Raw genomic sequence first — 24,195 nt, forward strand, 5'->3', positions numbered from 1 at the left:
CGCATGGCGAGCAATATCGCAATAAACCCGAAGAGTATGGCTTCTCCGTTGGGGCACTACAGTCAAGCTGTCCGTACTGAAGGGCACGGTTGTTGGCTACACATCTCCGGCCAGGTCGGCATTCAGCCCGATGGAGCGCTCGCCCAAGGGGTGGCCGGCCAAACTGAAGCCGTGTGGAAAAATATCACGACGTTATTGCATGAAGCCGGCATGGGCATTGCGGACCTCTGCAAGGTCGTCACCTACGTCACAGATCCAGCTGCACTGAAGCCCGTCAGTGAAATCAGAGCGGTGTATTTGGAAAACCACCGTCCTGCGTCGACCGTTCTGGTTGTTCAGGCCCTCGCGCGGCCTGACTGGTTGATCGAAGTCGAGGCAATCGCCTTTCGGGGAGATGCAACAGTCCCTGCGCTTTCCCGCAGCTAGTGTGCAAGTTGCGCCCCTATCGTCTCCACGAAGTCACTCGGGAACAAACAGCTTATCAATGCTTAGACTTGGCACGGCTCTTCAGGCGTAACCGGCGGCAGCCGACCACGACCCCCGTAATGCTCAGCATGAGTCCCCCGGCGCTCAGACACAGCAGTACCGCATCCCAAAGCGGCCGCCGGTTCAGCAAAGGCAACCAGTCCCAGCTATGCAGCATCTGGAACAGCCACCGGCGCAGACGGCCATGACGATCTGTATGTCCCAGAATCTCTGCCGTAGCTGCGTCCACATGCACCCAAGTCTTTTGATCATCGCCGAACTGAGCCCGAATGACAGGCAGCGGCCGATTATGCCCGCCCGTCATGGTGTGCGGTGCGCGGTCATAGTAGTAGAAGTCGTATTGCTGCAGCACCTCTGTACGCAACAGCGGCGCATCAAACAGACCGGCGGCGGCGCGAGCGATCTCAGCCTGTTCGAAACGGACCTCCTCGCCATTGAGGGCATCGGCCATGCGCGTGTACCCGGCGGCGTTGCGAATCATGACCACACTACGGCCGAGCCTTGTGCTCCAGCGCAATTCGCGTACGTTCGTTGCATCGCTCAAAAACAGTGCCGGGGCAGCGGTCAGCCGCTGCACAGAAAGCGGCGGCCCGTGCATTGCGGCGACGTTCGGAGCAGGCCCGGTCGAGCGCAGAAATCCCCACGGCACCATGGACATGAGTCCACTGAACAGCCACATCAACGTGATGGCTGCGAACAGCAAGCCGAACTTGTGATGCCAGCGCATCATTCGGCCAGGATAAGGCGAGCGCGACCCGCTGCGGTAGGGCCGCGCAAAGCGCCATCGCAATAGCCCAACGATCGCGCCGGTGATAGTCAACGCCAGACCTCCTATCGACAGCCAGTTCACGATGTTGGCCCATTGGTGATCCAGGAAAGTGCCGCGAAAGGGATACAGCCAGTGTATCCAGGCACCCACATAGTTCCAGCCTCGTTCCTGCTGCGACGCATCCCGAACTACCTCCCCGGTTGTACTGGAGATGTACAGTCTCGTCCCTGCGGCGTCGTCAAGCATAATGCGATGCAAGGGCCGGTGACGGTCAAGCGCGCGCGAATGCGTGAAGGCATCCTCATCGACAACGCCCTCATCGCTCAGCTCGATCTGTGAACCCGCATAGGCCTGCGCGCTGCGCAGCGCGATTACGTTGCTCGTGCTGGCGATGCGTTCGCCGCGCTGCGCGTCGACCACGACCCGGCTGCCGTCCGCGAAGACAGCCTGATAGACGGGCGCACCCGCGCGTGCCGCGCTTAGCGTCAGTTCACGCAATGACCCGTCCATGCCTATGCGACTCAACGCCTGGGCGGGGCTGAGCAGTGACGCTGTCGAGGAAAGTGACGGCAACCGCTCAAGCCGTTCCTGGTCTGTAAGCTTTGGGTAGCCGACATACATCATCACGACACCCGAGAGGAACCACATCGCCAGGAAAATACAAAGCACAATCCCCGTCCAGCGATGCGTCAGGTAAAGCCAACGTTTGCCATTGAACGCCATTATCAGGTACTCAGAATTGAATTTGCAGCGCCAGATCTACCGTTCTGGGCGCCCCCAGATACGCCTGCCCCGTATTGATGTTGGCGGCGTACACCTTGTCGGTGAGGTTGCGCACGCGTCCGACCAGGCGCAAGCGCGGATCGATCTGCCAGGCCAGCGCCAGATCCACCAGGGTATAGCTGGGCCAGTAAACTGTGTTGGCCGCGTCGGCAAACACCCGCCCCACATGGCGCAGGCCGACGCTACCCTGCACCTCTGGCGTAAAGGCGTACGACGCCCAAAGATTGCCCACGACCGAAGGCGTGTTGGACGGAGTTTTGCCTGCCAGGGATACGCCTCCCTGAACAAAGTCGTCGTACTGCGCGTCAACATAGGATAGGTTGCCTTGCAAGGAGAACCATGGCGTGGGCTGTAGGCCGATGCCCAGCGCTACGCCACGCGATGACTGCTCACCCACCTGCACGGTCAGGGCACTATTGTTTGGATCTTGCGTGGCAATATTTTTGCGCTTGATGTGATAGAACGCCAGGGTCGCATTACCCTTGCCTTCCCAGAAATCCAGCTTGGCACCGATCTCCGCCTGGCTGCCGGACGTGAGCTCGCTGTTGTTGCGCACATCAGAGAAGTTTGCCGTGGACAGGATGCCCGACGGAGGATCGGCCGCGGTCGCGTATTGCACATAGGCGTTCAAGTCGGGCGTTACGTTCCACAACAGTGCAACGCGACCCGTAGTGGGAGCGTAGTCGCGCCGATACGAGGCGGGGTTGGCGGTGGTCACCTCGCGGCGATTGGTCAGGTCCAGGCGAATCCGCTCGTGCCGCAAGGCCGTCACCAACTGCACATCAGGAACAAGAAATGTGCGATTTTCCAGATACAGCGCTGTCGTAGTGACCTTGTTGTCGCGATCCGGCTGATAGCCCCGTGTCATGCCAGGGATATCATAAAAATACTCCGTATCGAAATCATAAGGATCGACCGTGCTTATTTCCGAAGACAGGCTGGTCGGAAACCGTGTTTGCTTGTTGATACTGAAGTCGGCGCCAAAGGACCAATCGCTGCGCCGGCCCAAGAACGACCCGCTGTACTGGCCTTCAATGCGATTGCCGTACAAGCGCTGATCATGTCGCTGCAATAGTGCGTCAGACCGTATCACCGCGGAGTTGTCTTGAGTGTATCGGTAGGTTTCAACGTTGCGATAATCGCGTCGCGCATTGTAAAGATAGAAGGTGTTGCTGAGCTGCAGCGCATCAGATGCCTGCCATTCAGTAATGGAGCGCAGCCAATGTACGCGCTGACCGTAGTAGCCGTCTTCGCTGTTGTAATTCTTGAATCGAACGCCATCGTCGATGCGTGCGCGCCCCGCAACAGGGTTGAGCAGCGGCGTACCCCAATAGGGGCGTTTCACATCCTCTTGCTGATATTCATAGGCAAGTGTGTGGCGCACGCCGCCACCCAGATCGGAGAGCAGTGAGGTGGCCAGCTGTGTGGCGCGTGAATCGGTGCCATCCACCCAGCTGTCCGCATCGCGATGATTCACATCGATCCGAAAATAATGATTGTTGCCACCCGTTCCGTCGCCCCATACGTGACGGTTCAAGCCCACCGACGCTTCGCGCAAGCCATAGCTGCCCAGGCGCAACCGCCCCTCGGTGAAATCGCCGCGTTCCGCAAGCTTGGTCACGTAATTGATGGTGCCACCTACGGCACCCGCGCCAAACAGAAAGCTGGACGGTCCGCCAATGGCTTCGACCCGATCATAGATCCAGCTATCGACCGGCCGCGCTGCGATGGAGTACTGAACATTGATGCCGTTGAACAACTGACTGATGGAGCCGCCAGCAAAGCCACGATAGCTTACGCCAACGCTGCCCGGCGCGTCGTGTGCTGTCACACCGGGAATCGAGCGCAATATCTCCTGGGTATTCTGGGCGCCGCGCTCTTCAATGGTGCTGCGGTCGATGACCGTCACCGTGGCCGGTGTCTCGCGTGCGCTCAAGCCGAGGCGGCTGCCCGTGGCAATGGGTGTATCGAGATCAATAAGCCCGTCCGCAGTCAGCGGCGCGCGCCCGGTCACCACTGTAGGCGCGAGCTCGCTCACAGCGTCCTCTTGTGCGCCCGCCGGGGCGTGGAAGGTCGCCGCGGCCACCACGCAGACGGCGCCGCAGAACACCTCTGTTCTGGAACTTGCTTTCATATGCAATCCTGTTGTCATTGTTTTGCCTGAAGCGCCTGGCACACGCTGCAATCTGCCTATCAGCCATTCCCCGCATACGCCAGGCACCAGCCTTTGGGACTGATATCGCCTGCCACCACCGTACAGCCACCCGCCGCATCGGCAGATTTTCCTGGAATGAAATTCGCGCAATTGGCGCAATCGGACTTTCCCTTGGGATGATCCTGGTATTGCACCGCCGATTTGCTGGCCTTGCCGGCTGCATCGTTTGCTTGCGCACGCGCCGACGCGGACCAGTACAGCAGCGGTAGCGCGGCTGTGGCGCCGGCGAGACCTGCTATCTTTTGCAGCGCTTTACGGCGGGCAGTCAAAGAAAAAGTTGTGTTCGTCATGGAGAGATCCTCATGTCGTCAATAAGAAGGCTTGATAGCAGCAGGGCGAGAGCCCTGCCCGTTTGGGATTCCAGGAAAGCGGCGCAGCGTCTTAGTCGTTGCCTTGCACAGCGAGCCAGAAAGGCAGCTTGCCTTGCGTTGGCACCTGTTTGACGACGTCCAGCGTGGTGGCGTCGATCACGGCGATCTTGTCCGTACCGGTCACGCCAACGTATATCCAGCGCCCGTCGCGGCTTGCGCGAACGCCATGCGGTCCCTGGCCTACATCGATCCGCTTGACCACCTTGAGCGTGGCAGGATCGATCACATCCACGACGTGGTCGGCAATTGCCCCAGTCACCACATAACGACCACCGGGTATGACATCGATGCCGCCATGACTCAGGCCAACGGGAATCACCGCGAGCACTTCACGCGTCTTGATGTCGACCGCCGCCACCTTGCCCACAAGGTCGCGCACCCACATTGTGCTTTCGTCGGCGGAAAGATCCAGATTGTGAGGGCCCTTGATGCCCGGCACATCGATCTCATCAATCTTTTTCATTGCTGTCATATCCACGACTGCAACGCCTGTGCCGCCCTGCAGCGTGACATAGACGAGCTTGCTGTCGGCAGTGAAGCGTACATTGTGCGGCACCTTGCCGACAGCGATGGACTTGACCTTTTTCTGCGTATGTATATCGATGACAGCCACCGTGCCGGCGCCTGCGCTCACGGCCAGTCCCCAGCGGCCATCAGGGCTGAAGCCTACGCCTTGCGGCGTCTCTCCGACATTGAACGTGGCGAGTTTCTTTCCGCTGCTGACATCCAGCAGGTAGGCTTCCGGCAAATCCTTGGCGCTGACCAGCATACGCTGGCCATCAGGGCTGATGGCGTCGTAGTGAGCGCCAGGATATTCACCCCAGGTCTGGCCCGCCTGCACGTTTTCAACTGCGTTGCCCGTCTGCAGTGTCGCGTATACCGGTTCCGGAAATAAATCCTTCGACTCGGCCGCGTTGACACTGGCTACGCCCAGGCCCATGGCAAGCGCACTGACGAGACAGGTCAGTGTGAAACGCAAATGATGTGTTGTCGGCGAGTGATCGCTCAAGGTCATATCAACTCCTGTAAGAAGGTGGAAATTGAATGCCCAAGGCTTCTTTGATGTGCTGTAGGGATAAGCTGATTGACTGCGGTCAGCACAAAGCCATCGAATGGGCAAGCTTGATCCTGCCGTCATCCTAGGGGTTGAACGCTGTCATCGACATGGCATTGCGGTGACAAATTTGTCATGCAACTTGAGCCGCTCGATGACGACAAATACATGTCTTATTTGTCACGCTGGCGTCATCGGACAGTAACCGCGTGATCGCTAGAGTGGAGTCCTGGCCAGATCGTCTGGCCCTGATATCACGCAGCACTACTGCACTGCGTGACAACTATTTTCATAGGAATCTCTCATGTCTGTACGTTTCAAAATGCTTATCGCCACTTTCGCACTTGCGGCAACCGCCCCCGTCACGAGTTTTGCCTATTGGGTCCCCGACAATACCGAACAAGGCGGCACCGAGGTATACGACTGGTCCAATATGAAGAGCCGCACCCAGGTCCTTCAAGAGCTTGAAGAAGCCAAGGCAGATCCAACGTGGGAGTCGCGCCAGGGTGAAGCGACGGGTTCTTGGCCACAGGACCAGGCTGCCTCAACGAAAACACGGGCGCAGGTCAGACAAGAACTGGCATCAATGACGGATGAAGAGAAAGCCTACATAGAAAGCTTTTACACCGGCGCCTGATACCCACTGTTCAACAGGCCAGCAAGCATCCCGGTCGCAAGCGATAACTAATCGCCCAGCATTGCCCAGATCCGTTCCACGGCTTCTGGATAGCGCGACCGGGAACTGCGATACAAGCCCAGTTGCAGCGTCAGCGGTTTCAGGACGTCGCCCACGGGTTCAAGCATAAGCAGCGCGCCTGACCTTAACTCCCGCTGGACGAGACTTTCCGGCAGCCACGCCATGCCTAGTCCAGCAAGCAGCATCTCCTTTACACCCGCCAGAAAAACCGACTCATGAACGATCTCCACGTTGCAGTGCTGAAGCAATGTGATGAAGCCATGCTCGTACATGATGCGGCCCAGGAAGCTGTCCGGTGGAAAGGCCAGCAGGTTCAATGGCCTATCTTCGTCAGGCACATGCAATGGGCGGCCATGCTCGTCGGGCGCGCTCAAAGGAATCAGCTTCTCACACCCGAGCGCCAGGCGTGAGGTTTCCGGCACCAACTTGTACAAGGGATCGTTCTCCTCTTCCATGCACAACAGCATATCGACATCCCCGCGCAGGAAAAGCGCCACACACTCATCCCGGTTTTCGGAACGCACGCTGAAGTTCACGCTGCGATTCAGGCCCCGCATCAAACGCTCAAGCAGACAGGGAAGCCGCGACATCGTCAGCGAATGCTGTGTTGCGAATACAATGCGCGCCGAACCGCTATGCTCAGATTGCATACGGCTGCGCAACTGGCTCATATCGCGCAAAAGAACCCGGAAGGCAGGCACATGCCGCTGCGCCACCGTGGTCAGGCGCAACGGCTGGGTGCGTCGGTCCACAAGTTCAACGTCCAACCACCTTTCCAGCATTTGTATACGGCGAGAAAACGCTGGCTGCGTTACATGCCGCAACGCGGCAGCACTTGAAAACGAACCCGTTTCCACCAACGCCAGAAAATCCTCTATCCATAGCTGCTTCATGCCGCCGCTCCTCACGATATGCAAAAACGACATATTGCGCCAAAAACATAGCATTGGGCAAACGATTTCTCTATTTATAAGATGGGGAACATTTACAAACAGGAGTCAACCATGCTTCAACTTGCCGCGTACCCTCGCGTACGTTTGGGCCATTTCCCAACCCCCCTGGAATTCATGCCGAATCTGACGCGGCACCTTGACGGCCCGAACCTGTACATTAAGCGTGATGATTGCACGGGGCTGGCCACAGGCGGAAACAAGACACGCAAGCTTGAATTTCTGGTGGCGCAGGCCATTGCAGAAGGCGCAGATACCCTGATTACCCAGGGCGCGGTGCAGTCGAATCACGCACGGCAAACAGTCGCCGCTGCCGCCCGAATGGGCATGAAATGCAAGATTCTGCTTGAGGAGCGCGTTCCCAACGCAACAGACGACTATGCGCACTCCGGCAACGTGATGCTTGACGGGCTCATGGGCGGTGAAATCGCTGCTCGCCTGCCGGCCGGCACCAATATGCAGCAGGCCGCGGAAGCACTGGCAGCGGAACTACGCCAGGCTGGCCACAAGCCTTACGTGATTCCCGGCGGCGGCTCGACGGCGGTGGGCGCGCTCGGCTACGTCGCCTGCGCGCAGGAATTGCTTACCCAATCATTTGAAAGCGGCGTACGCATAGACCATGTGGTGCACGCCACCGGCAGCACGGGTACGCAAGCCGGTTTGGTGGTGGGCCTGCGCGCAAGCAACAGTGGCATTCCTGTCTACGGCGTCAGCGTGCGCGCGCCGCGTCAGAAGCAGGAAGAGAATGTCTGGAATCTGGTTCAGGCTACGGTGGATTACATGGGCCTGCCCGTGTCGTCGATCGATCGCGCAGACATCGTCGCAAATTCGGATTACGTTGGCGAAGGCTATGGCATCCCAACAGATGGCATGATCGAAGCAGTACGCCTTACCGCTGAGCTCGAGGGTATTCTGCTGGACCCTGTCTATTCGGGCAAGGGTATGGCTGGGCTGATCGACCTGATCCGCTCGGGGCACTACAAGAAAGGCGAAAACGTGGTGTTCATTCATACCGGCGGCGCGGTTGGCCTGTTCGGGTATCGGACAGCATTTGCCAACAGCGGATCCAACGCTGCATAAACATTCGACTGTCAGGGCCACGCGCTCGCGCCGCCCTCTCACCAAGCAGAATCCCTTTACCTGGGTGACACAGCGTTCGTCACCCGGAGGAGACACACAATGAAAATCTGGAAAATTCTACTGTTGGCAACCACTATTGCCGCAATGGGCACCGCCTATGGACAAGGGCGACTGGAAAAAATCAAATCGACTGGAGAGATTACGATTGGCCATCGGGATGCATCCATCCCCTTCTCGTACCTGGATGATCAGCAAACACCCGTAGGCTACTCGATGGACATTTGCGCCAAGGTCGTGGATGACGTCAAGCAGAAGCTTGGCCTGGACACGCTTAACGTCAAGCTCGTGCCCGTGACCTCCTCCACGCGCATCCCGCTGGTTGCCAATGGCACCGTTGACCTGGTCTGCGGATCGGCCACCAATACGGTGGAGCGTCAGAAGCAGGTGAGCTTTGCGCCAACGACATTTGTCACCGCAACCCGATACGCCGCGAAGAAGTCGTCGAACATCAACAGCCTGGACGATCTGAATGGAAAAACGGTAGTCTCCACTGCCGGTACCAGCAACATCAGGTGGTTGACTGCCGTCAATGAAAGCGAGGGCAGGAAAATGCGCATCATTCCGACCAAAGACCATCCCGCCGCCATGCTGACCGTAGCCAACGGCCGCGCCGTGGCGTTTTTCATGGACGACATTCTTCTGGCCAGTCTGGTTGCCACCGAACGACAACCCGACGAATGGATGATCAGCCAGGACACCTATACCGTGGAACCCTACGCCATCATGGAACCAAAGAATGATCCCGAGTTCAAGAAAGTGGTGGATGATTCGATAGCCGCCATGATGAAAGACGGGACGCTGGCCACGCTGTACAAGAAATGGTTCGAAATGCCTATCCCGCCTAAGAACGTCAACCTTAACTTGCCGATGAGCGAAGCACTCGCCCGGGCAGTCGCCAACCCCACCGATTCGCCCGACCCAGCGGACTATCAGTAACTGGCGCGGCATACCTCTATCACGCTTGACCGGCAGCTCATCGCCTTGATGGGGATGCCGGTTCACCGCACGATGACGTAGCGCCGGCCTGGCACCCAGGGTGCGCAAGCCGGTGCTACGTCATCTGGAGACAACAATGAATTACAACTGGAACTGGCCCATATTCTTTGAACTGGCGCCAACCGGTGGAACCTACTTACAGGCGCTGCTCTCAGGCTTGGCGTGGACCATTGCCACAGCGGCACTGTCGTGGATGCTGGCACTGGCGATGGGCGTGATGGTCGGCGTTGCCAGAACCACTCGCGTGAAATGGGCCCGCATTGTCGGCACCGCATATGTCGAGCTGTTTCGCAACATTCCGCTGCTCGTTCAGATGTTTCTATGGTATTTCGTTGTACCGGAAATACTGCCAACGGCATTGGGCGACGCGATCAAACAAATCGCCCCACCCTGGGGAATTTTTGTACCGGCAGTGTTGTGCCTGGGCTTTTATACCTCGTCGCGCGTGGCCGAACAGGTTCGCGCAGGAATCGAATCCCTGCCGCGCGGTCAATCCATGGCCGCAACCGCCTTAGGCATGAAACCGCATCAGGTTTATCGATATGTGCTGTTGCCCACGTCGTTTCGCATCATTCTGCCTCCGCTGATTTCCGAGCTCCTGAACCTCATCAAGAACACCTCGGTGGCCTTCACCATAGGCCTGCTTGAACTGGTGGGTGCGGCGCGCTCCATGCAGGAGTTCAGCTTTCAGGTATTTGAAGCGTTCACGGCCGCCACGCTGTTTTATCTGCTGCTCAATCTGGTCGTATTGCGAGGCATGTTGCTCATCGAGGCGCGTATCGCCGTGCCTGGCTTCATCGGATCCTCCCTCGCCGCCAAGAAGACCGGCGCACTCAAAGAGGTAGTGACAACATGAATAGCTTTGACTTTGATGTCATCGAACGCTCGTTGGGGTATCTGTTTCGCGATGGCATGGTTTTCACGCTGAAGCTGACCATTCTGTCGACAACAATGGGGCTCACTCTGGGCACGCTGCTGGCCATGTGCCGTTTATCCGGCATCAAGCCGCTGGCGTCGGCCGCCGGCGCCTACGTGAATTTTCTGCGCGCCCTGCCGCTTATCCTCGTCATCTTCTGGTTCTATTTTCTGGTTCCCTACATTGGCGGGTGGCTCACCGGCCAAGGCAGGCCATTGAATGTGGGTGGCTTCACGTCAGCACTAATCACCTTCACGCTGTTTGAGGCTGCCTATTTTTGCGAGATCATGCGTGCAGGCATTCAATCGATCCCTCGCGGGCAAGTGGCGGCCGGTTATGCGCTGGGACTGAACTATTGGCAAATGATGGCCAATGTTGTGCTGCCGCAGGCCTTGCGCAATATGGCACCCATACTGCTGACACAGACCATTGTTCTGTTCCAGGATACGTCGCTGGTCTATGTATTGTCACTGACCGACTTCCTCGGCGCCGGCATCAATGTGGCCCAGCGAGACAACCGATTGGTCGAGATGTATATCTTCGTGGCGGCCGTCTATTTCGTCATGAGCTATGCCGCCTCCCAGCTGGTCAAGTATCTCCAGCGCCGCAACACCATGGCGGCGTAGCAACCCTATATAAAAGCAGGAGACCCAAGTGATAGAAATCAAGCAAGTCAGCAAGTGGTATGGATCAACCCAGGTCCTGGACGACTGCATGACCAATGTGGCCAGCGGAGAAGTCGTAGTCGTATGCGGCCCGTCTGGTTCCGGAAAGTCCACCCTGATCAAAACCGTGAATGGGCTGGAGCCCTTTCAGAAAGGGGAAATCAAGGTCGACGGTATATCGGTGGGTGCGTCAAGCACCAACCTTCCCCGATTGCGAGCCCGCATCGGCATGGTTTTCCAGGGCTTTGAGCTGTTTCCCCATCTGTCCGTCATGCAGAATCTGGTGTTGGCTCAGGTAAAGGTGTTAAAACGGCCTGCCGCCGACGCCGCCTCGCGCGCGTCGGCGTTGCTGGACCGCGTGGGGCTCAAAGCGCATCAGGACAAGTTTCCCGGACAGTTGTCCGGCGGACAGCAGCAACGCGTGGCGATTGCGCGCGCGCTGGCCATGGATCCCATTGCAATGCTGTTCGATGAGCCTACCTCGGCACTGGATCCTGAGATGGTCAACGAAGTGCTGGATGTGATGATAGATCTTGCGCGCGAAGGCATGACCATGATGGTGGTCACGCACGAAATGGGCTTTGCGCGCAAAGTTGCCGACCGCATCATCTTCATGGATGCCGGCAAAATCGTCGAAGATTGCAGCAAAGAGGAGTTTTTCGGCAACCTGCCGGCCCGATCCGAACGCGCACAGATGTTTCTCTCCAAGATAATCTCTCACTGATGAACGATACACAATTCGAAGGCAGGTTTCTGGGCGTGCTGGGCGGCATGGGACCTATGGCGGGGGCAGTTTTCATGCAGCGTCTGGTTGCGCTCACCGACAGCCCATCCGATCAGCAGCACGTACCTGCCATCCTGTGGAACGACCCGCGCGTGCCCGACCGTCCCGCCGGCTTCGCAGGCTCTGGACCGGACCCCCTGCCCTGGATGAAGAACGGCGTGAGCAAGCTGGTACGGGCCGGGGCAGCCGCGCTCGTCATTCCCTGCAATACCGCCCACCTTTGGTACGAACAGCTCGCCGCGTCGACGCAGGTGCCTATCCTGCATATCGTACAGGCAGTAGTAGATGATCTGCGCAGCCAGGGAATAACCACAGGACGCATCGGGCTGCTGGGCACCGCGACAACGCTGAAGCTGGGCCTGTACCAGAACGCGCTTCAGGCACACGGATACGAACCGGTACTGCTTCCCGACCATCTCATCGAAGGGCCGTGCGCGGCGTCGATAAAGCTGGTCAAGAACAATCGTTTTGCGGACGCCCTGGAGCCGGCCACATGCTGTGTCACCGCCCTACGCCGACTGGAGGTCAACGCAGTGGTGCTGGGATGCACCGAGTTGCCGCTCGCCCTTCCGCATCATCACCGCGCTGCCCTCGATGTGGTCCTGACGGATTCCATCGATTCTCTGGCGCGCGCTGCGTTGAGGTGGTATCGATCCGGCCAGACGTAAGGCATTCATTTGCTGCAACATGCTTCGGTGCCTGCGTGATCAGTACCAATCCATGGCCGCCAGAGCCAGCGCGTCGATTGAATCAACAATAGGTATGCCCAAGCCGGGCCGTATCGGATGAGGCAGAGCCAGCGGCAATTCGGTGCATCCCAGCACCACGACATCGGCGCCACGGCTTTTAAGTATGCTAACGCACTCGGCGGCAGGCTTGAGCGCCTCCGCGATGCGGTTGGCGCCCACCAGTGTGATGGATGCGCTGCAATAATCCGCGATCTCTGTTTCGGTCGGCATCATCCAACGGTATCCATTCTTCTCGAGCGCCCGCTGATATAGGCCAAGCCTGAGCGTTGCGGACGTACCCATCAAACCTACGCATCCTTGATGTATGCCCTGGCGACGCAGATCGTCGATCACCGCTTGCACGATATGCAACACAGGCACTTGCACAGCGGCGGAAATTTGCTCGTACCACAAGTGGGCGGTGTTGCAGGGAATGGCAATGGCGCCCGCGCCCATACTGACCAGACGGTTCACGCCATGCATCATCCAGGGTAAGGGATCTGGTCCGAGCTTTGCATACCCTTTTGAGCGGCCGGGAATGCGTGGATCGCTCCACAGGATGGCTGGCAGATGCTGCTGATCGCAATCTGCATTGGATAAGGCCACCAGCCGAGCCATGAAACTTGCGCCGGCCATTGGCCCCATGCCACCCAAAACCCCCAGAAATCGCCCTTCGTGGCAAGTATGGTTCAAGGCGGAAATATCCATCAAAAACCAGTCCTGTTGTAATAAGTGAGTGCAATATCGTACGGGGCGGGCTTCGTCTTGCATAATGCCATATGCTTAGCGCAACATGCCCTTTTTGCATAGCAAGGCACTGACTATTGGCTTCAACCCGTCGTTGCTGGCAATGGTAACTGAGCACAGCACGTCTTCATGCAAGATACGCATACGAGTGCAAAAACATAGCATTCGACAGCGCCCCTTTGAGCTACGTAGGATAGCAAGAGAATTTCCTACTAAAGCCGAAAACACCAACGAGGGGTGGAGACAAAATGATAGCTACGTTAGTTAAATGCAGTGTGCTGGCCGGCGCCGTCGCGCTGGCCGCTGTTCCCGTACAGGCGAAGACACTGCGCTGGTCATATCAGGGTGACATCCAGTCGCTGGATCCGATGGCACTCAATGAAACGTTCACAATGGGAACTCAGGACTGGTTCTACGAATCACTGGTGACCTTCGACAAAGACCTCAAGCTCATGCCGCGGCTGGCGGTCAAATGGGAAAACACGGAACCGACAAAATGGGTCTTCCACCTTAGACAGGGCGTCAAGTTTCACGACGGCACTCCCTTTACCGCCGATGATGTGGTCTTTTCGTGGAAACGCAGCTTGTCTCCCGGGTCGGACATGCGTAGCTTCGGCGTGTATGCGACCGATGTTCGAAAGATAGATGACCACACAGTGGAAGTTACCACTCCCCAGCCTGATCCGGTACTGCCGCGCGAGTGGATTGATATGCGCATCATGAGCAAGGCTTGGGCCGAAAAGCATCACACGACTGAAGCATCCGGGGTGAAAGGCGGCGCCAACAACTACGCCAACCTGCACGAAAACGGCACAGGTCCTTTTGTGGTCGTTCAACGCCAGCCCGATGTCAAAACCGTATTCAAGCGTTTCGATGGTTACTGGGACAAGGATTTGGCCACCAACGTCACGGAGATTGTGTTCCAGCCCATTGCCCAGGAATCCACGCGTACCGCCGCCCTGATCTCGGGCGAAATGGATCTTATCCTGCCAGTGCCGCTGCAAGACTGGAAGCACCTCAAAGAGTATCCCAATGTCAGCATCTATCATCGCCCTGAAACACGGCCCATTATTTTTGGCATGGATCAGCATCGAAGCGAGCTCCTGTTTTCGGATGTAAAGGGAAAGAATCCATTCAAAGACATACGTGTGCGCGAAGCCATGGCAAGAACCATTGACGTGGATGCCATCAACAAAAAAATCATGCAGAGCGCAGCCCGGCCCACCGGCACACTGATCGCCGCCTCCATTAACGGCTATGACGAGTCATTCGGGGAACCACGCGAGGTCGATCTTCCCAAAGCCAAACAGTTGATGGCCGAGGCAGGATATCCAAACGGTTTTTCTGTGCAAATGGATTGCCCGAACGATCGCTACGTGAACGACGAGAAGATCTGCCAGGCGGTATCCAGCATGCTGGCACGCATCGGCATCAAGGTTGATTTATTGGCACAGACAAAATCAAAGTTCTTCGCCAAAACACAAACACAGTCAGGCAATCAAACGAGCTTGTACATGCAGGGCTTTTCTCCGAGTTCGGTTGACGCTGGTCGCGTGCTGGACAGCGTCGTGCAGTGCCGCGACGAAAAAGCGGGGCTGGGTCTGCAAAACTGGGGCGGCTATTGCAATGAAAAGGTCGATGCACTCATCGGGAAAATCCGCGTGGAAACGGACCAGGATAAGCGCAATGCCATGATCAAGGAAGCCTTTACGCTGGTTCGAGACGATTACGGCTTCTTGCCAATACATGATCAACCCCTTTCCTGGGGCGCAAGAAAAGGGGTGGAAGTCGAACAGCGCGCCGATGGCGTACTGGATATACGCGGCATCATGATGCCCTGAACCAACTGCCGCAACAGCCTGGCGCCTCCCCGGCGCCAGCCCTGTTGTTTCGGCGCCCCATCGAGTGCCGGAAGCTGCGCTCGCCCATTCAGACTAAAGAGCTTTCCCTATGATGAGTTTTATCGCAAGACGAATTTTTCAATCGATCTTCGTCATGCTGACAGTGAGTTTCATCGCCTTTTCGTTGTTTAGATACGTGGGCGATCCCATCAGCAATATGGTCGGTCAGGATACGACGCTGGCGCAGCGTGCCGAACTGAAAACACAGTTGGGCCTGGATGACCCGTTTCTCGTGCAGTACGCACGATTCATCAGAAATGCTGTGCAGGGCGACTTCGGCATCTCTTACCGCCAGCGGCGGCCCGTGAGCGAACTGATAGAAAGCCGCATGCCCGCAACACTGGAGCTTTCGTTCGTCTCGGCATTCATTGCGTTGCTGATGGGCATCCCCATGGGCGTCTACACCGCACTCAAGCGTCGTGGCCTCATTTCACATGCGTTCATGACGATTTCGCTCATCGGCATTTCGTTGCCAACATTCCTGACCGGTATTCTGATGATTCTGGTGTTCGGGGTGCTGTTGCAATGGCTGCCCACCTTTGGCCGCGGCGAGGTCGTCCAGATAGGCTGGTGGAGTTCGGGTTTTTTTACCAAAAGCGGCTGGCTTTCGCTCATCATGCCCGCACTCACGCTAGCGCTGTTCCAGATGACTTTGATCATGCGGCTGGTGCGCGCCGAAATGCTCGAAGTCATGCAGACCGACTTCATCAAGTTTGCCCGGGCGCGCGGCTTGCCGGAACGCATGATCAATTTCCGCCATGCCCTGAAGAACACGCTGGTGCCGGTGATCACGATCACAGGCCTGCAACTGGGTTCCATCATCGCATTTTCGATCATCACTGAAACCGTCTTCCAGTGGCCGGGCATGGGCCTGCTGTTCATACAGTCGATAGGCGTCGTCGACATCCCCGTCATGGCCGCCTACTTGCTGATGATCGCGCTCTTCTTTGTCATCATCAACCTTATCGTGGATCTTCTTTACTTTGCGGTCGATCCCCGCCTGCGCGTACAAAATAACTAGAAGGTAGTTTCAGACCATGGCCGATAACACGTTGTCCCGCATCTTATCCAGCGATGTCTTTTACAGCTTCAGTCGCTCACCGACCGCGATCATTTCCACCGTAATCGCCCTCCTTATTTTTCTTGGCGCAGCAGGCGCGCCATTCATTGCGCCGCACGACCCGTTCGATCTGGCCTCATTGAACCTGCTAGACGCCAGCACACCGCCAGCCTGGACGGCTGAAGGCAGCAGTCAGTTCCTCCTGGGTACCGATGATCAAGGCCGAGACATGCTGTCCGCAATCCTTTACGGATCCCGTATTTCTTTGCTGGTGGGATTTGCGTCGGTGCTGCTTTCCCTGGCCATCGGCGTAACCCTGGGTTTGATCAGCGGCTATGCGGGCGGTCGCATTGATACCTTCATCATGCGCATTGCAGACGTGCAATTGTCGTTTCCCGCGATACTCATCGCGCTGCTCATAGACGGCATTACGCGCGGCCTGCTGCCGCGTGACGCTCAGGACTCGCTGTCCTTATACGTACTGATCTTCTCCATTGGCATCTCGGGCTGGGTGCAGTTTGCACGCACCGTACGCGGCGCGACGATGGTCGAACGCAACAAAGAGTATGTACAAGCCGCCCGCCTGATAGGCATGAAACCGTTCCTGGTCCTGCGCCGCCATGTACTGCCCAACGTCATGGGGCCGGTGCTGGTCATCGCCACCATCCATCTGGCTGTGGCAATCATTACCGAAGCTACGCTTTCCTTCCTGGGCGTGGGCATTCCACCCACAACACCTTCGCTGGGAACACTGATCCGCATCGGCAACAGTTATCTTTTTTCCGGCGAATGGTGGATTACGATTTTTCCTGGCATCGCCCTGATACTGCTGGCTCTGTCGGTGAACTTACTCGGGGATTGGCTGCGTGACACGCTAAACCCTAAACTAAACTGAGACAGGCGCATGGCACTTCTGGATATTGAACAACTACGCATTGAGTTCTCCAGCCGACACGGCAATCTTGTCGCAATCAACGACGTCAGCCTCGCACTCGACAAAGGCGAAGTGCTTGGCGTTGTGGGCGAATCAGGCGCTGGAAAATCCACAATAGGCAATGCCGTGATCGGGCTGCTTCAGCCGCCCGGAAAAATGACGGGTGGCTCCGTCAGCCTGGATGGGAGCCGCATTGACCAACTGTCCAACAGTGCGTTTCGACGAGTGCGTGGACGGCGCATAGGCATGATCTTTCAAGACCCCTTGACCTCGCTCGACCCTCTGCAAACCATTGAGACCCAGTTGATCGAAACAATGCAGGTGCATCTGCATGTGTCAGCCAGCGAAGCACGCGCACGCGCCATCGAACTGCTGGAAAGCGTCGGCATACCCGAACCCGCCATGCGCCTGCATCACTACCCGCATCAGTTTTCGGGCGGCATGCGCCAACGCGTCGTCATTGCGCTGGCATTGTGCTGCGAGCCCGAAGTCATCATTGCGGACGAACCCACCACGGCGCTGGACGTATCCATACAGGCGCAAATTCTTGATCTGCTGCGCAGGCTCTGCAAAGAAAGACAGGTCGGGATGATCATCATCACCCATGACATGGGCGTGATTGCCGAAGTTACCGACAGAGTGGCCGTGCTTTACCGCGGCGAGCTCGTCGAACAGGGGCCCACGCGAAAGATTCTTGGCAACCCCGACCATCCCTATACAAAAAGCCTGATCTCCGCCGTCCCCCGCTCCGACGTCAAGCTACGTCGCTTTCCGATGGTGACTTACATCGAAGACGCACGCGCGCCCACCAAGAAGGGGTTTGACATCAGCACTCACTGGCTCGGCCAGGAGCGAGACTTTGGCAAGCGCGCGAATACGCCGTTGGTGGAAACGCGCAATCTGGGCATTCAATTCGTCCTGAAAAATGCCCTGCTGGCCAAGAATCGCCGCATGCTGGATGCGGTCAAGCAAGTGAACTTTTCGATCAATGAAGGCGAAGTGTTTGGCCTGGTAGGTGAGTCGGGTTCGGGAAAATCCACCATTGCCCGCCTGATTGCCGGGCTTTACAAGGCAAGCAGCGGTGAAGTCTTCTTCAACGACGTCAATCTGACGACGCTCAAAGATCCTTCTGCGCTCAATGCGTTTCGCCGGCAGATACAGATGGTGTTTCAGGATCCTTATTCATCCTTGAATCCGCGTATGCGGATATTCGACATCGTCGCCGAGCCCATACGCTTTCATAAGCTGACCCGCAATGAGGCGCAAACCCGCAGCATAGTGGGAGATTTGCTGGATTATGTAGGCCTGGGGGAACAAGCGCTCAAACGTTTCCCCCATGAATTCTCGGGCGGCCAACGACAGCGTATCTGCATTGCCCGCGCCCTGGCCACCCGGCCACGCTTTCTGATCTGCGATGAACCCACCTCTGCACTCGATGTCTCCATCCAGGCACAGATACTGAATCTGCTCAAGGATTTACAGGAGAAACTGCATCTTACGATACTGTTCATCAGCCACGATTTGCCCGTAATTCGCCAAATGTGCGATCGCGTCGGCATCATGCGGCACGGCGAACTACTTGAAGTTGCCGACACCGAATCATTTTTTTCTCATCCTCAGCATGAATACAGCAAACACCTGCTCTCGCTCATGCCCTCCCTGAACCATCTTTCGCAGCAGGGCCTGGACGTGGAACGCGCCGCCCAGACGCAGGCGGCCTAACCGCTTTCTGTTATGTCGCTCAGCGCCCCACCGTCAAGTGGGGCGTGTTGTTTTCGATCTAACGCCTCCCGCGCTTGTGGCCGCGATGACCACGATGCGATCGATCGCGCTTGTCTTCGGTCAGAATGTTGCCCAGCAGCCCGCCAGCGGCTGCGCCGCCTACTGTCGTCAAAGGATCGCCATGCGACAGCACCGCTCCGGCGGCACCGCCCAGCCCTGCGCCGATCAAGGTGTTGTTGGTCTTGCGGCTTTGATACCCCGCGCACCCGGCCAGCGCCACAGCGACCAACGCAATGACCGCGACGCGACCGACATTAAGTTTTTGCTTCATGCTCATGCTCCTGTTTATACACACGGCATGAGCGTAGGTGTGGCCGAAGACGCCCGCAAGCGAATTCTCGCGTTCTGAAGCGGATTGAAAAATCGATCGTCCGGAATGTGCAATCCGAAACGATTCAGTAGCAATTGCTCTTGGATTGATTACAAAAATACATGGTGGCAGCTAGCCAGTTTAGCTCTTAGCGCAAATGATGGTATCGCGGAAAGGAATCGAACAGTTATATTAGGTACGATTAGTCCATACCCTACCTCGCCAAGCAAAACTTCTATGTACTATCTTAATAATCAATAGTGAAGACCCAACCTCTACACAGGCTTGATAAGCACTCAATTGCACACCATCCAGACCAATTTTCAATCCTGCCGACAGGAGCGTCATAGCGTACCTGTATACCGCGTTGCGATAATAAGCAATAGTAAGTGCCTTCCACCGTTTATGAAGAAGGCATTAGCGTGCGCGACATTTTGAGCACCAAATAGGGGTGGTTGAAAATTGACGCCGTACTTGCGCATCCACTCTCGACAGACGGACGACGCGTTGATGGCGAGTCACGCGAGTGTTTCATTAGTTAGGCCGCCTGTTACCTTAAGCAAGTTCCGCCAAAGCTTTTCTTTGGAATAGGCGTCGACTAGTACGTCCTGCGGGCTGTCACGTATACAGTGCAGGTTACGGGTGTGTTGAGAGTTACCCCCTCCGATTACCAATACATCAGCCATGCCATAGTCTCCAGAATAAGTAGAGGCTGTAGCTTCCATGGTGAACTACCGATATTGGCTAGGCATCAACAGGTCTGCAAAAACACCCTGCAGCGCATCTTCCAGCTCAAAGGTTGGCAGGTAAAGAAACGAGCCATCGGCTTTAGGCCTTGTATCCACGCCACGCCCTCGGCGGCGGCAGCACTTAACGAGCGGCGGTCTACCGACCTGTGCCGCATCTTGGCTGGCCGTACTGGATAGGCAACGTGAGCGCTGGTGATCGATTGCCATGCCCGAGAACTGTCGGGCGGGAACCTGTCTCGCAGCCGCAAGGCAACGACCGCAAGCAGTGCGCTCGAACATGCGGTGATCGCTCGATTCGGTACGTTAGGCCGGGTTCCCGCGCCGTTCTTGCTAAGGGTCGGACAATGGACTGGCTTTTATCTCGCAGCTACACGCCACAGGTGCGTAGTTATGGGCTTGGCGGGGAATTCATCACGCCACACTGTCGCAGCAAAACGGCATGGTCGAGCAAGTGATAGAACGCTTAAAGAGCAATATGCCCATCGGCACCGCATCGACTCCATACAGCATGCCAGTCGTGTCATTGGCGACTGGATACGCCTTCACAACCACCAGTGACTACACCAGGGGTTGGCTATGAAAACCCCGACCGAGGCATTTGCATTAGCCGCAAGCACTGAGCATATTCTGCGGAGTCAGTACAGTCTTGTCATTATTGAAGAAAAACTCGACGATTCAGGCAAGGATGTCGTTTGGCAACCTTTAAAGTACGCCATTAATTGCTCAACCCTGTCAAAACCGCAGATTGCTGAGTTATTTCAACAACACCTCGATAAATCCTCAAGCAGAGGCCAGGATGCGGAAGATCTCATCATGATCTCTACCGTTTTGTAGTTATTGAAGCATCGCGTGTACGTCAAGTGTTCTCGAACCAGGCAAGTCAAGGACGGTGATGATCTATTCCTTACAGTGGAACATGTTATACATTTGCTAAATACCGGCTCCCGCACGAGTCGCATCCATTATTCAATGATTTTTAATAACGACAAAATACTAACGAGTTTTGCATTGGGAACACACTCCATAGATGCCAATAAGGTGCGCTTCAACTATCTATTTGAGCGGCGTGAGCAACTTGAATCATTGTTTGGTGATCCATTATCTTGGCGCAGCATGGATAACAAGAAGGAGTCCTTTATTGAGTGTTCTACTGTCTTTAACGGCCATAACCTCGAAAGTTAGCCAAGCATGATTGCTTGGCTCGTCGAACATGTAAAGCGATTGGAGGCGGCTTTTGACAAACAGGTGCCAGCGTTTAGAAACTGGCTAAGACACAACTCTCGAAACAGGCAGCTATGGATGATGTGCCGGAGGCGGAAACAAATCAACAAATTTATTTGATTGCGCAATTGCTACAGATTTATTTATATGGGATTTCATATGCATAACTTTATGAAGCTGCTATCCACAGCGCTCTCTATGCTGTTATTTTCGTATAGTATTTCGTTTTCTCGACCGGCAATGGCAGCCAGTTTTGATTGTTCACGCGCTGCCTCAGACGTAGAGATTATGATCTGTCAGAATCAGGAGTTGTCTTCATTAGATGAAGCAATGGCTGTGGAATATGAGGCTGCTGCATATCGGGGATCCAAAAATGACGTTCTGTTAGAGCAGCGACGCTGGCTTCGAATGGAACGGGATAAATGCCACGATGCACCGTGTTTAGAAAAAACTTATAGGGCTCGTATAGCCCGCCTAAAAAATTATGACTCCAATATTGGAAGCCAAACACCGTCTCAAGAGGACACCATAAATGAGCGCGATTTCTTCAATATCCCATTGGGCAAAAGACTCGATGGAATGCTACAAAAAAAATATTTCATAGTGCGAGCGGACATTTGCGAAAACAGCGATGCAATCAGGTCTGAGTCAATGTTGACGGACCGATCGTGCAATGTGCCCATGCTTGCTGTCGACCTTATTACTAAAGATGGGTCTCAGTTAATAGGAATGGGGTTTATTATCGAATCGCTTGAAGGGGTCGTTGAGAGCTTGGAACTACACGTTCAAGTTGCGACGGCAGGCCCACATCGGCAGCAGGCGCCGGATGAGATTGTTAGTTACTTTTGGAGTACCGTTAAGCGATTTGAGTCAGAGCGGGTTGGTGCAACCAAAAGAAGTAAACGGGATCATAATTCCGTGTCAAAATATTTTTTTGACGCGAGGACTACTTTAATTTTAACCTTAAACGCCCATGCTCCTGATTCTCCTCATGTCGCTAGTATCTTGACCAGCACTGAGGCCGTTCGAAGAAGAACATCGTCTAATTAGCGTAGTTTATTCTATTCACAATATGGTCTGTATGAATAACCTAATCAGACAGGCAAGCAGGGGCCCTAGTGCAATCGTCAGTGGTTGAAGAAACGCATCCAAGCACCGATTACGGGGCCGACATGTTTTTGGGATTCGAAACGGTGCCGGTGCGCGCATTGCTCTTTCAACGTCCTGATGTTCCGTTCAATCATGTAGTTCTGTTGGGTACATTGGGGCTGATCTGCGCGGGAATTTCCTACTAATGAGAACTAGAGATTCTGGCCTAGATTATTAGTTCTTCGTTCAATGTTCCCACGAACGACCGTAGGGTCAGGTAATTCAGGCTGGAATGCGGTCTGATCTCATTGTAGTGGCGACACCAGTTTTCAATGATGACTTTGGCTTTCAAGCGGTTGCGGAATCATTCCATGGACGGGCATTCATCCCGGAACTTACCGTTGAAGCTTTCGTTGGTGCCGTTTTGCCAGGGCTAGCACGGTTTAATCAGAATGGTTTCCAGCTTCTCGTTCACTGCCCATTGCAACAATTGGGTACTGACGAACTCCGGACCATAGTACCTTCTGGGTAAGTCTTTAAAAGTCAGTCGCTTTTCGTCAATACTGTCGAGACCGACTAACAACACTGAAGGACAGGTGATGAATGACTCAACTCAGAGTAACAAACCAATTGCTTTAGTGGCGCTCGACATTGCAAAGAACAGGCACGACGCACTGATCCTACTGCCGTCTGGCGTTTCAGTGTCTGACCATTGGCGCAGGCTTCGTACACGAAGTCATAGCACCACACGCTGTTTCTGCCAGTTGGCAGGCACTTGTACTCTCCTGCCTCACGCCGTAGGCGTGAACAGCGCTTTGGGCCGATCTGGAGACCTTCACGGCTTAGGAATACACGAATATGACGCGAACCAAAGTGCGGGTACTGACTTGACAGGCGTTGCCTCAGCTGAATTACCGGGGCATCCTTCATGGGCATCTTCATGCGTGTGATACAAACCGGAACGGGAAATGACATATCGCGCATGCTCAAGTCAGGGCTGCGCGTTCACTACTGTTTTGCGTTGATCTCCGTCATGACATCGATTTCGAGGTCACGATCAACCAACAGCTAGCGTAGCCGCACGTTCTCCACCTCCAGCCATTGAGTCATGGAGTCATTTAACTGCGTCGGTTTCCCTGCTGTCGAACTTCTTGCGCCAGGCGTAAATCGTCGCCTCGCTCACCCCATGGCGCTGGCCACCTCAACGATGATGTCCTTGTCAGTCTCACGCAGGATCCCGACGATATGATCATCGCGGTATCACATCTTCTTCATGTGCCTTTCGCTATCTAAGAGACTCGGAACTCACCACTGGTACGACGACAATAGTTCAAAAGACAAGTACCGTACATATAGCGCGGCGACTGCTCGACGCGGTCAAGCAACGTTGCGGCGCCTGCGATGACGCCCACAAGCATAGATTCCCTGCAACTTTGCCATTATTCTTCCGTCAGGTACAGAGACTGCAATGGCGTAGTCATAAAGCTAAATCACACGAACTCGTCGCGGCGTTTCGAAGCGCGTGTGGAAAGGCTTAAAATACCCAGGCCTCCCTATCCATTGGTCTCGATGGAGGGGCCAGGCGAATGCGAAGGGGCGCTACCTCTTCAAATAATCATTACAATTTTGGTTCCCAGTCACGGACGATGCAAGGACTCTGAGAGCCAGTACATTGCGTGCCGCTCAAGCGCTTACTCAGTTGTTTTACGAGAGAAACATGGCGTCGCGGACAGGAATCGAACCCGTAACCCCCGGCTTAGAAGGCCGGTGCTCTATCCGGTTGAGCTACCGCGACGAGAAAGCGTTTGATTATATATTGACATGCAGCCCCAACGCCAAATGCCCCCC

22 protein-coding genes, 1 tRNA gene and 3 pseudogenes are annotated in these 24,195 nt (G+C 55.7%); 15 read left to right on the forward strand and 11 right to left on the reverse strand.

The window, feature by feature from the left end; genetic code table 11:
- Positions 1 to 3: 3 nt before the first annotated feature.
- Complete coding sequence (locus ERE07_RS02150) at positions 4 to 426, forward strand: RidA family protein (protein WP_130007161.1); 423 nt, start codon at positions 4 to 6, stop codon at positions 424 to 426.
- A gap of 55 nt (positions 427 to 481) precedes the next feature.
- Here the strand turns inward: ERE07_RS02150 and ERE07_RS02155 are convergent, their stop codons facing one another.
- From ERE07_RS02155 to ERE07_RS02170, 4 genes are all read right to left on the reverse strand, one after another.
- Positions 482 to 1,978 (reverse strand): PepSY-associated TM helix domain-containing protein, encoded by a 1,497-nt coding sequence (locus ERE07_RS02155; protein WP_130007162.1) that lies wholly within the window; start codon positions 1,976 to 1,978, stop codon positions 482 to 484.
- 10 nt (positions 1,979 to 1,988) lie between these two features.
- Positions 1,989 to 4,172: a TonB-dependent receptor gene (locus ERE07_RS02160; RefSeq protein WP_209021061.1), complete on the reverse strand. Its 2,184-nt coding sequence runs from the start codon at positions 4,170 to 4,172 to the stop codon at positions 1,989 to 1,991.
- A 59-nt stretch (positions 4,173 to 4,231) separates the two neighbouring features.
- Positions 4,232 to 4,543: a high-potential iron-sulfur protein gene (locus ERE07_RS02165; RefSeq protein ID WP_130007164.1), complete on the reverse strand. Its 312-nt coding sequence runs from the start codon at positions 4,541 to 4,543 to the stop codon at positions 4,232 to 4,234.
- Positions 4,544 to 4,634: 91 nt separating this feature from the next.
- Positions 4,635 to 5,639: a cytochrome D1 domain-containing protein gene (locus tag ERE07_RS02170; RefSeq protein WP_209021062.1), complete on the reverse strand. Its 1,005-nt coding sequence runs from the start codon at positions 5,637 to 5,639 to the stop codon at positions 4,635 to 4,637.
- A 343-nt stretch (positions 5,640 to 5,982) separates the two neighbouring features.
- Here ERE07_RS02170 and ERE07_RS02175 point away from each other — a divergent pair, with 343 nt between their 5' ends.
- Positions 5,983 to 6,315 (forward strand): DUF4148 domain-containing protein, encoded by a 333-nt coding sequence (locus tag ERE07_RS02175; protein WP_130007165.1) that lies wholly within the window; start codon positions 5,983 to 5,985, stop codon positions 6,313 to 6,315.
- A 47-nt stretch (positions 6,316 to 6,362) separates the two neighbouring features.
- Here ERE07_RS02175 and ERE07_RS02180 read toward each other — a convergent pair whose 3' ends face one another.
- Positions 6,363 to 7,268, reverse strand: coding sequence for a LysR family transcriptional regulator (locus ERE07_RS02180; protein WP_130007166.1), 906 nt, complete (start codon positions 7,266 to 7,268; stop codon positions 6,363 to 6,365).
- 111 nt (positions 7,269 to 7,379) lie between these two features.
- Here ERE07_RS02180 and cuyA point away from each other — a divergent pair, with 111 nt between their 5' ends.
- The 6 genes from cuyA (at position 7,380) to cuyB (ERE07_RS02210) (ending at position 12,494) form a co-directional block, all read left to right on the forward strand.
- Positions 7,380 to 8,405: a D-cysteate sulfo-lyase gene (cuyA, locus tag ERE07_RS02185; RefSeq protein WP_130007167.1), complete on the forward strand. Its 1,026-nt coding sequence runs from the start codon at positions 7,380 to 7,382 to the stop codon at positions 8,403 to 8,405.
- Positions 8,406 to 8,504: 99 nt separating this feature from the next.
- The gene (locus ERE07_RS02190) at positions 8,505 to 9,401 is read left to right on the forward strand and encodes an amino acid ABC transporter substrate-binding protein (RefSeq protein ID WP_130007168.1); all 897 of its coding nucleotides are present in this window, start codon (positions 8,505 to 8,507) and stop codon (positions 9,399 to 9,401) included.
- A gap of 136 nt (positions 9,402 to 9,537) precedes the next feature.
- Positions 9,538 to 10,317 (forward strand): amino acid ABC transporter permease, encoded by a 780-nt coding sequence (locus tag ERE07_RS02195; RefSeq protein WP_130007169.1) that lies wholly within the window; start codon positions 9,538 to 9,540, stop codon positions 10,315 to 10,317.
- Positions 10,314 to 11,003, forward strand: coding sequence for an amino acid ABC transporter permease (locus ERE07_RS02200; protein WP_130007170.1), 690 nt, complete (start codon positions 10,314 to 10,316; stop codon positions 11,001 to 11,003). The genes ERE07_RS02195 and ERE07_RS02200 overlap by 4 nt, the downstream gene beginning before the upstream one ends.
- A gap of 28 nt (positions 11,004 to 11,031) precedes the next feature.
- Entirely contained in the window at positions 11,032 to 11,766 is a 735-nt protein-coding gene (locus ERE07_RS02205; protein ID WP_130007171.1) for an amino acid ABC transporter ATP-binding protein, read from the forward strand.
- Positions 11,766 to 12,494 carry a cysteate racemase gene (gene cuyB, locus ERE07_RS02210; RefSeq protein WP_130007172.1) on the forward strand — a complete coding sequence of 243 codons (729 nt, stop codon included), beginning with the start codon at positions 11,766 to 11,768 and terminating at the stop codon, positions 12,492 to 12,494. Before ERE07_RS02205 ends, cuyB (ERE07_RS02210) begins: the two co-directional genes overlap by 1 nt.
- Positions 12,495 to 12,533: 39 nt before the next feature.
- On the opposite strand, the gene cuyB (ERE07_RS02215) is transcribed toward cuyB (ERE07_RS02210), so the two are convergent.
- Positions 12,534 to 13,262 carry a cysteate racemase gene (cuyB, locus tag ERE07_RS02215; protein WP_130007173.1) on the reverse strand — a complete coding sequence of 243 codons (729 nt, stop codon included), beginning with the start codon at positions 13,260 to 13,262 and terminating at the stop codon, positions 12,534 to 12,536.
- A gap of 287 nt (positions 13,263 to 13,549) precedes the next feature.
- Here cuyB (ERE07_RS02215) and ERE07_RS02220 point away from each other — a divergent pair, with 287 nt between their 5' ends.
- The 4 genes from ERE07_RS02220 to ERE07_RS02235 all read left to right on the forward strand — a co-directional run bounded on the left by ERE07_RS02220 (position 13,550) and on the right by ERE07_RS02235 (position 18,918).
- The gene (locus ERE07_RS02220) at positions 13,550 to 15,142 is read left to right on the forward strand and encodes an ABC transporter substrate-binding protein (protein ID WP_130007174.1); all 1,593 of its coding nucleotides are present in this window, start codon (positions 13,550 to 13,552) and stop codon (positions 15,140 to 15,142) included.
- A gap of 109 nt (positions 15,143 to 15,251) precedes the next feature.
- Positions 15,252 to 16,223, forward strand: coding sequence for an ABC transporter permease (locus tag ERE07_RS02225; RefSeq protein WP_130007175.1), 972 nt, complete (start codon positions 15,252 to 15,254; stop codon positions 16,221 to 16,223).
- A gap of 16 nt (positions 16,224 to 16,239) precedes the next feature.
- Positions 16,240 to 17,157: an ABC transporter permease gene (locus ERE07_RS02230; RefSeq protein WP_130007176.1), complete on the forward strand. Its 918-nt coding sequence runs from the start codon at positions 16,240 to 16,242 to the stop codon at positions 17,155 to 17,157.
- Between the two features lie 9 nt (positions 17,158 to 17,166).
- Positions 17,167 to 18,918: a dipeptide ABC transporter ATP-binding protein gene (locus tag ERE07_RS02235; protein WP_130007177.1), complete on the forward strand. Its 1,752-nt coding sequence runs from the start codon at positions 17,167 to 17,169 to the stop codon at positions 18,916 to 18,918.
- 58 nt (positions 18,919 to 18,976) lie between these two features.
- On the opposite strand, the gene ERE07_RS02240 is transcribed toward ERE07_RS02235, so the two are convergent.
- Together ERE07_RS02240 and ERE07_RS21925 are read right to left on the reverse strand one after the other, a co-directional pair.
- Positions 18,977 to 19,249 (reverse strand): glycine zipper 2TM domain-containing protein, encoded by a 273-nt coding sequence (locus tag ERE07_RS02240; protein WP_130007178.1) that lies wholly within the window; start codon positions 19,247 to 19,249, stop codon positions 18,977 to 18,979.
- A 361-nt stretch (positions 19,250 to 19,610) separates the two neighbouring features.
- Positions 19,611 to 19,950, reverse strand: a pseudogene (locus ERE07_RS21925) (FAD-dependent tricarballylate dehydrogenase TcuA); the annotation flags it as partial.
- Between the two features lie 663 nt (positions 19,951 to 20,613).
- Here ERE07_RS21925 and ERE07_RS02250 point away from each other — a divergent pair.
- The 3 genes from ERE07_RS02250 (at position 20,614) to ERE07_RS02260 (ending at position 22,308) form a co-directional block, all read left to right on the forward strand.
- Positions 20,614 to 20,871 (forward strand): hypothetical protein, encoded by a 258-nt coding sequence (locus tag ERE07_RS02250; RefSeq protein ID WP_130007179.1) that lies wholly within the window; start codon positions 20,614 to 20,616, stop codon positions 20,869 to 20,871.
- Between the two features lie 75 nt (positions 20,872 to 20,946).
- Positions 20,947 to 21,219, forward strand: a complete 273-nt coding sequence (locus ERE07_RS22305) for a DUF4268 domain-containing protein (RefSeq protein WP_425330942.1) — start codon at positions 20,947 to 20,949, stop codon at positions 21,217 to 21,219.
- A gap of 210 nt (positions 21,220 to 21,429) precedes the next feature.
- On the forward strand, positions 21,430 to 22,308 hold the full coding sequence (locus ERE07_RS02260; RefSeq protein WP_130007181.1) for a lysozyme inhibitor LprI family protein: 879 nt from the start codon (positions 21,430 to 21,432) through the stop codon (positions 22,306 to 22,308).
- A gap of 77 nt (positions 22,309 to 22,385) precedes the next feature.
- On the opposite strand, the pseudogene ERE07_RS02265 reads toward ERE07_RS02260, so the two are convergent.
- The 3 genes and pseudogenes from ERE07_RS02265 to ERE07_RS02275 all read right to left on the reverse strand — a co-directional run.
- A pseudogene (locus ERE07_RS02265) lies at positions 22,386 to 22,520 on the reverse strand (integrase core domain-containing protein); the annotation flags it as partial.
- A 53-nt stretch (positions 22,521 to 22,573) separates the two neighbouring features.
- A pseudogene (locus tag ERE07_RS21930) lies at positions 22,574 to 22,768 on the reverse strand (integrase core domain-containing protein); the annotation flags it as partial.
- A gap of 1,297 nt (positions 22,769 to 24,065) precedes the next feature.
- Positions 24,066 to 24,142, reverse strand: a tRNA-Arg gene (locus tag ERE07_RS02275).
- Between the last annotated feature and the right edge of the window lie 53 nt (positions 24,143 to 24,195).

The organism is Allopusillimonas ginsengisoli (genome assembly GCF_004153455.1).
In the GTDB taxonomy this organism is placed as follows: Bacteria; Pseudomonadota; Gammaproteobacteria; order Burkholderiales; family Burkholderiaceae_B; genus Allopusillimonas; species Allopusillimonas ginsengisoli.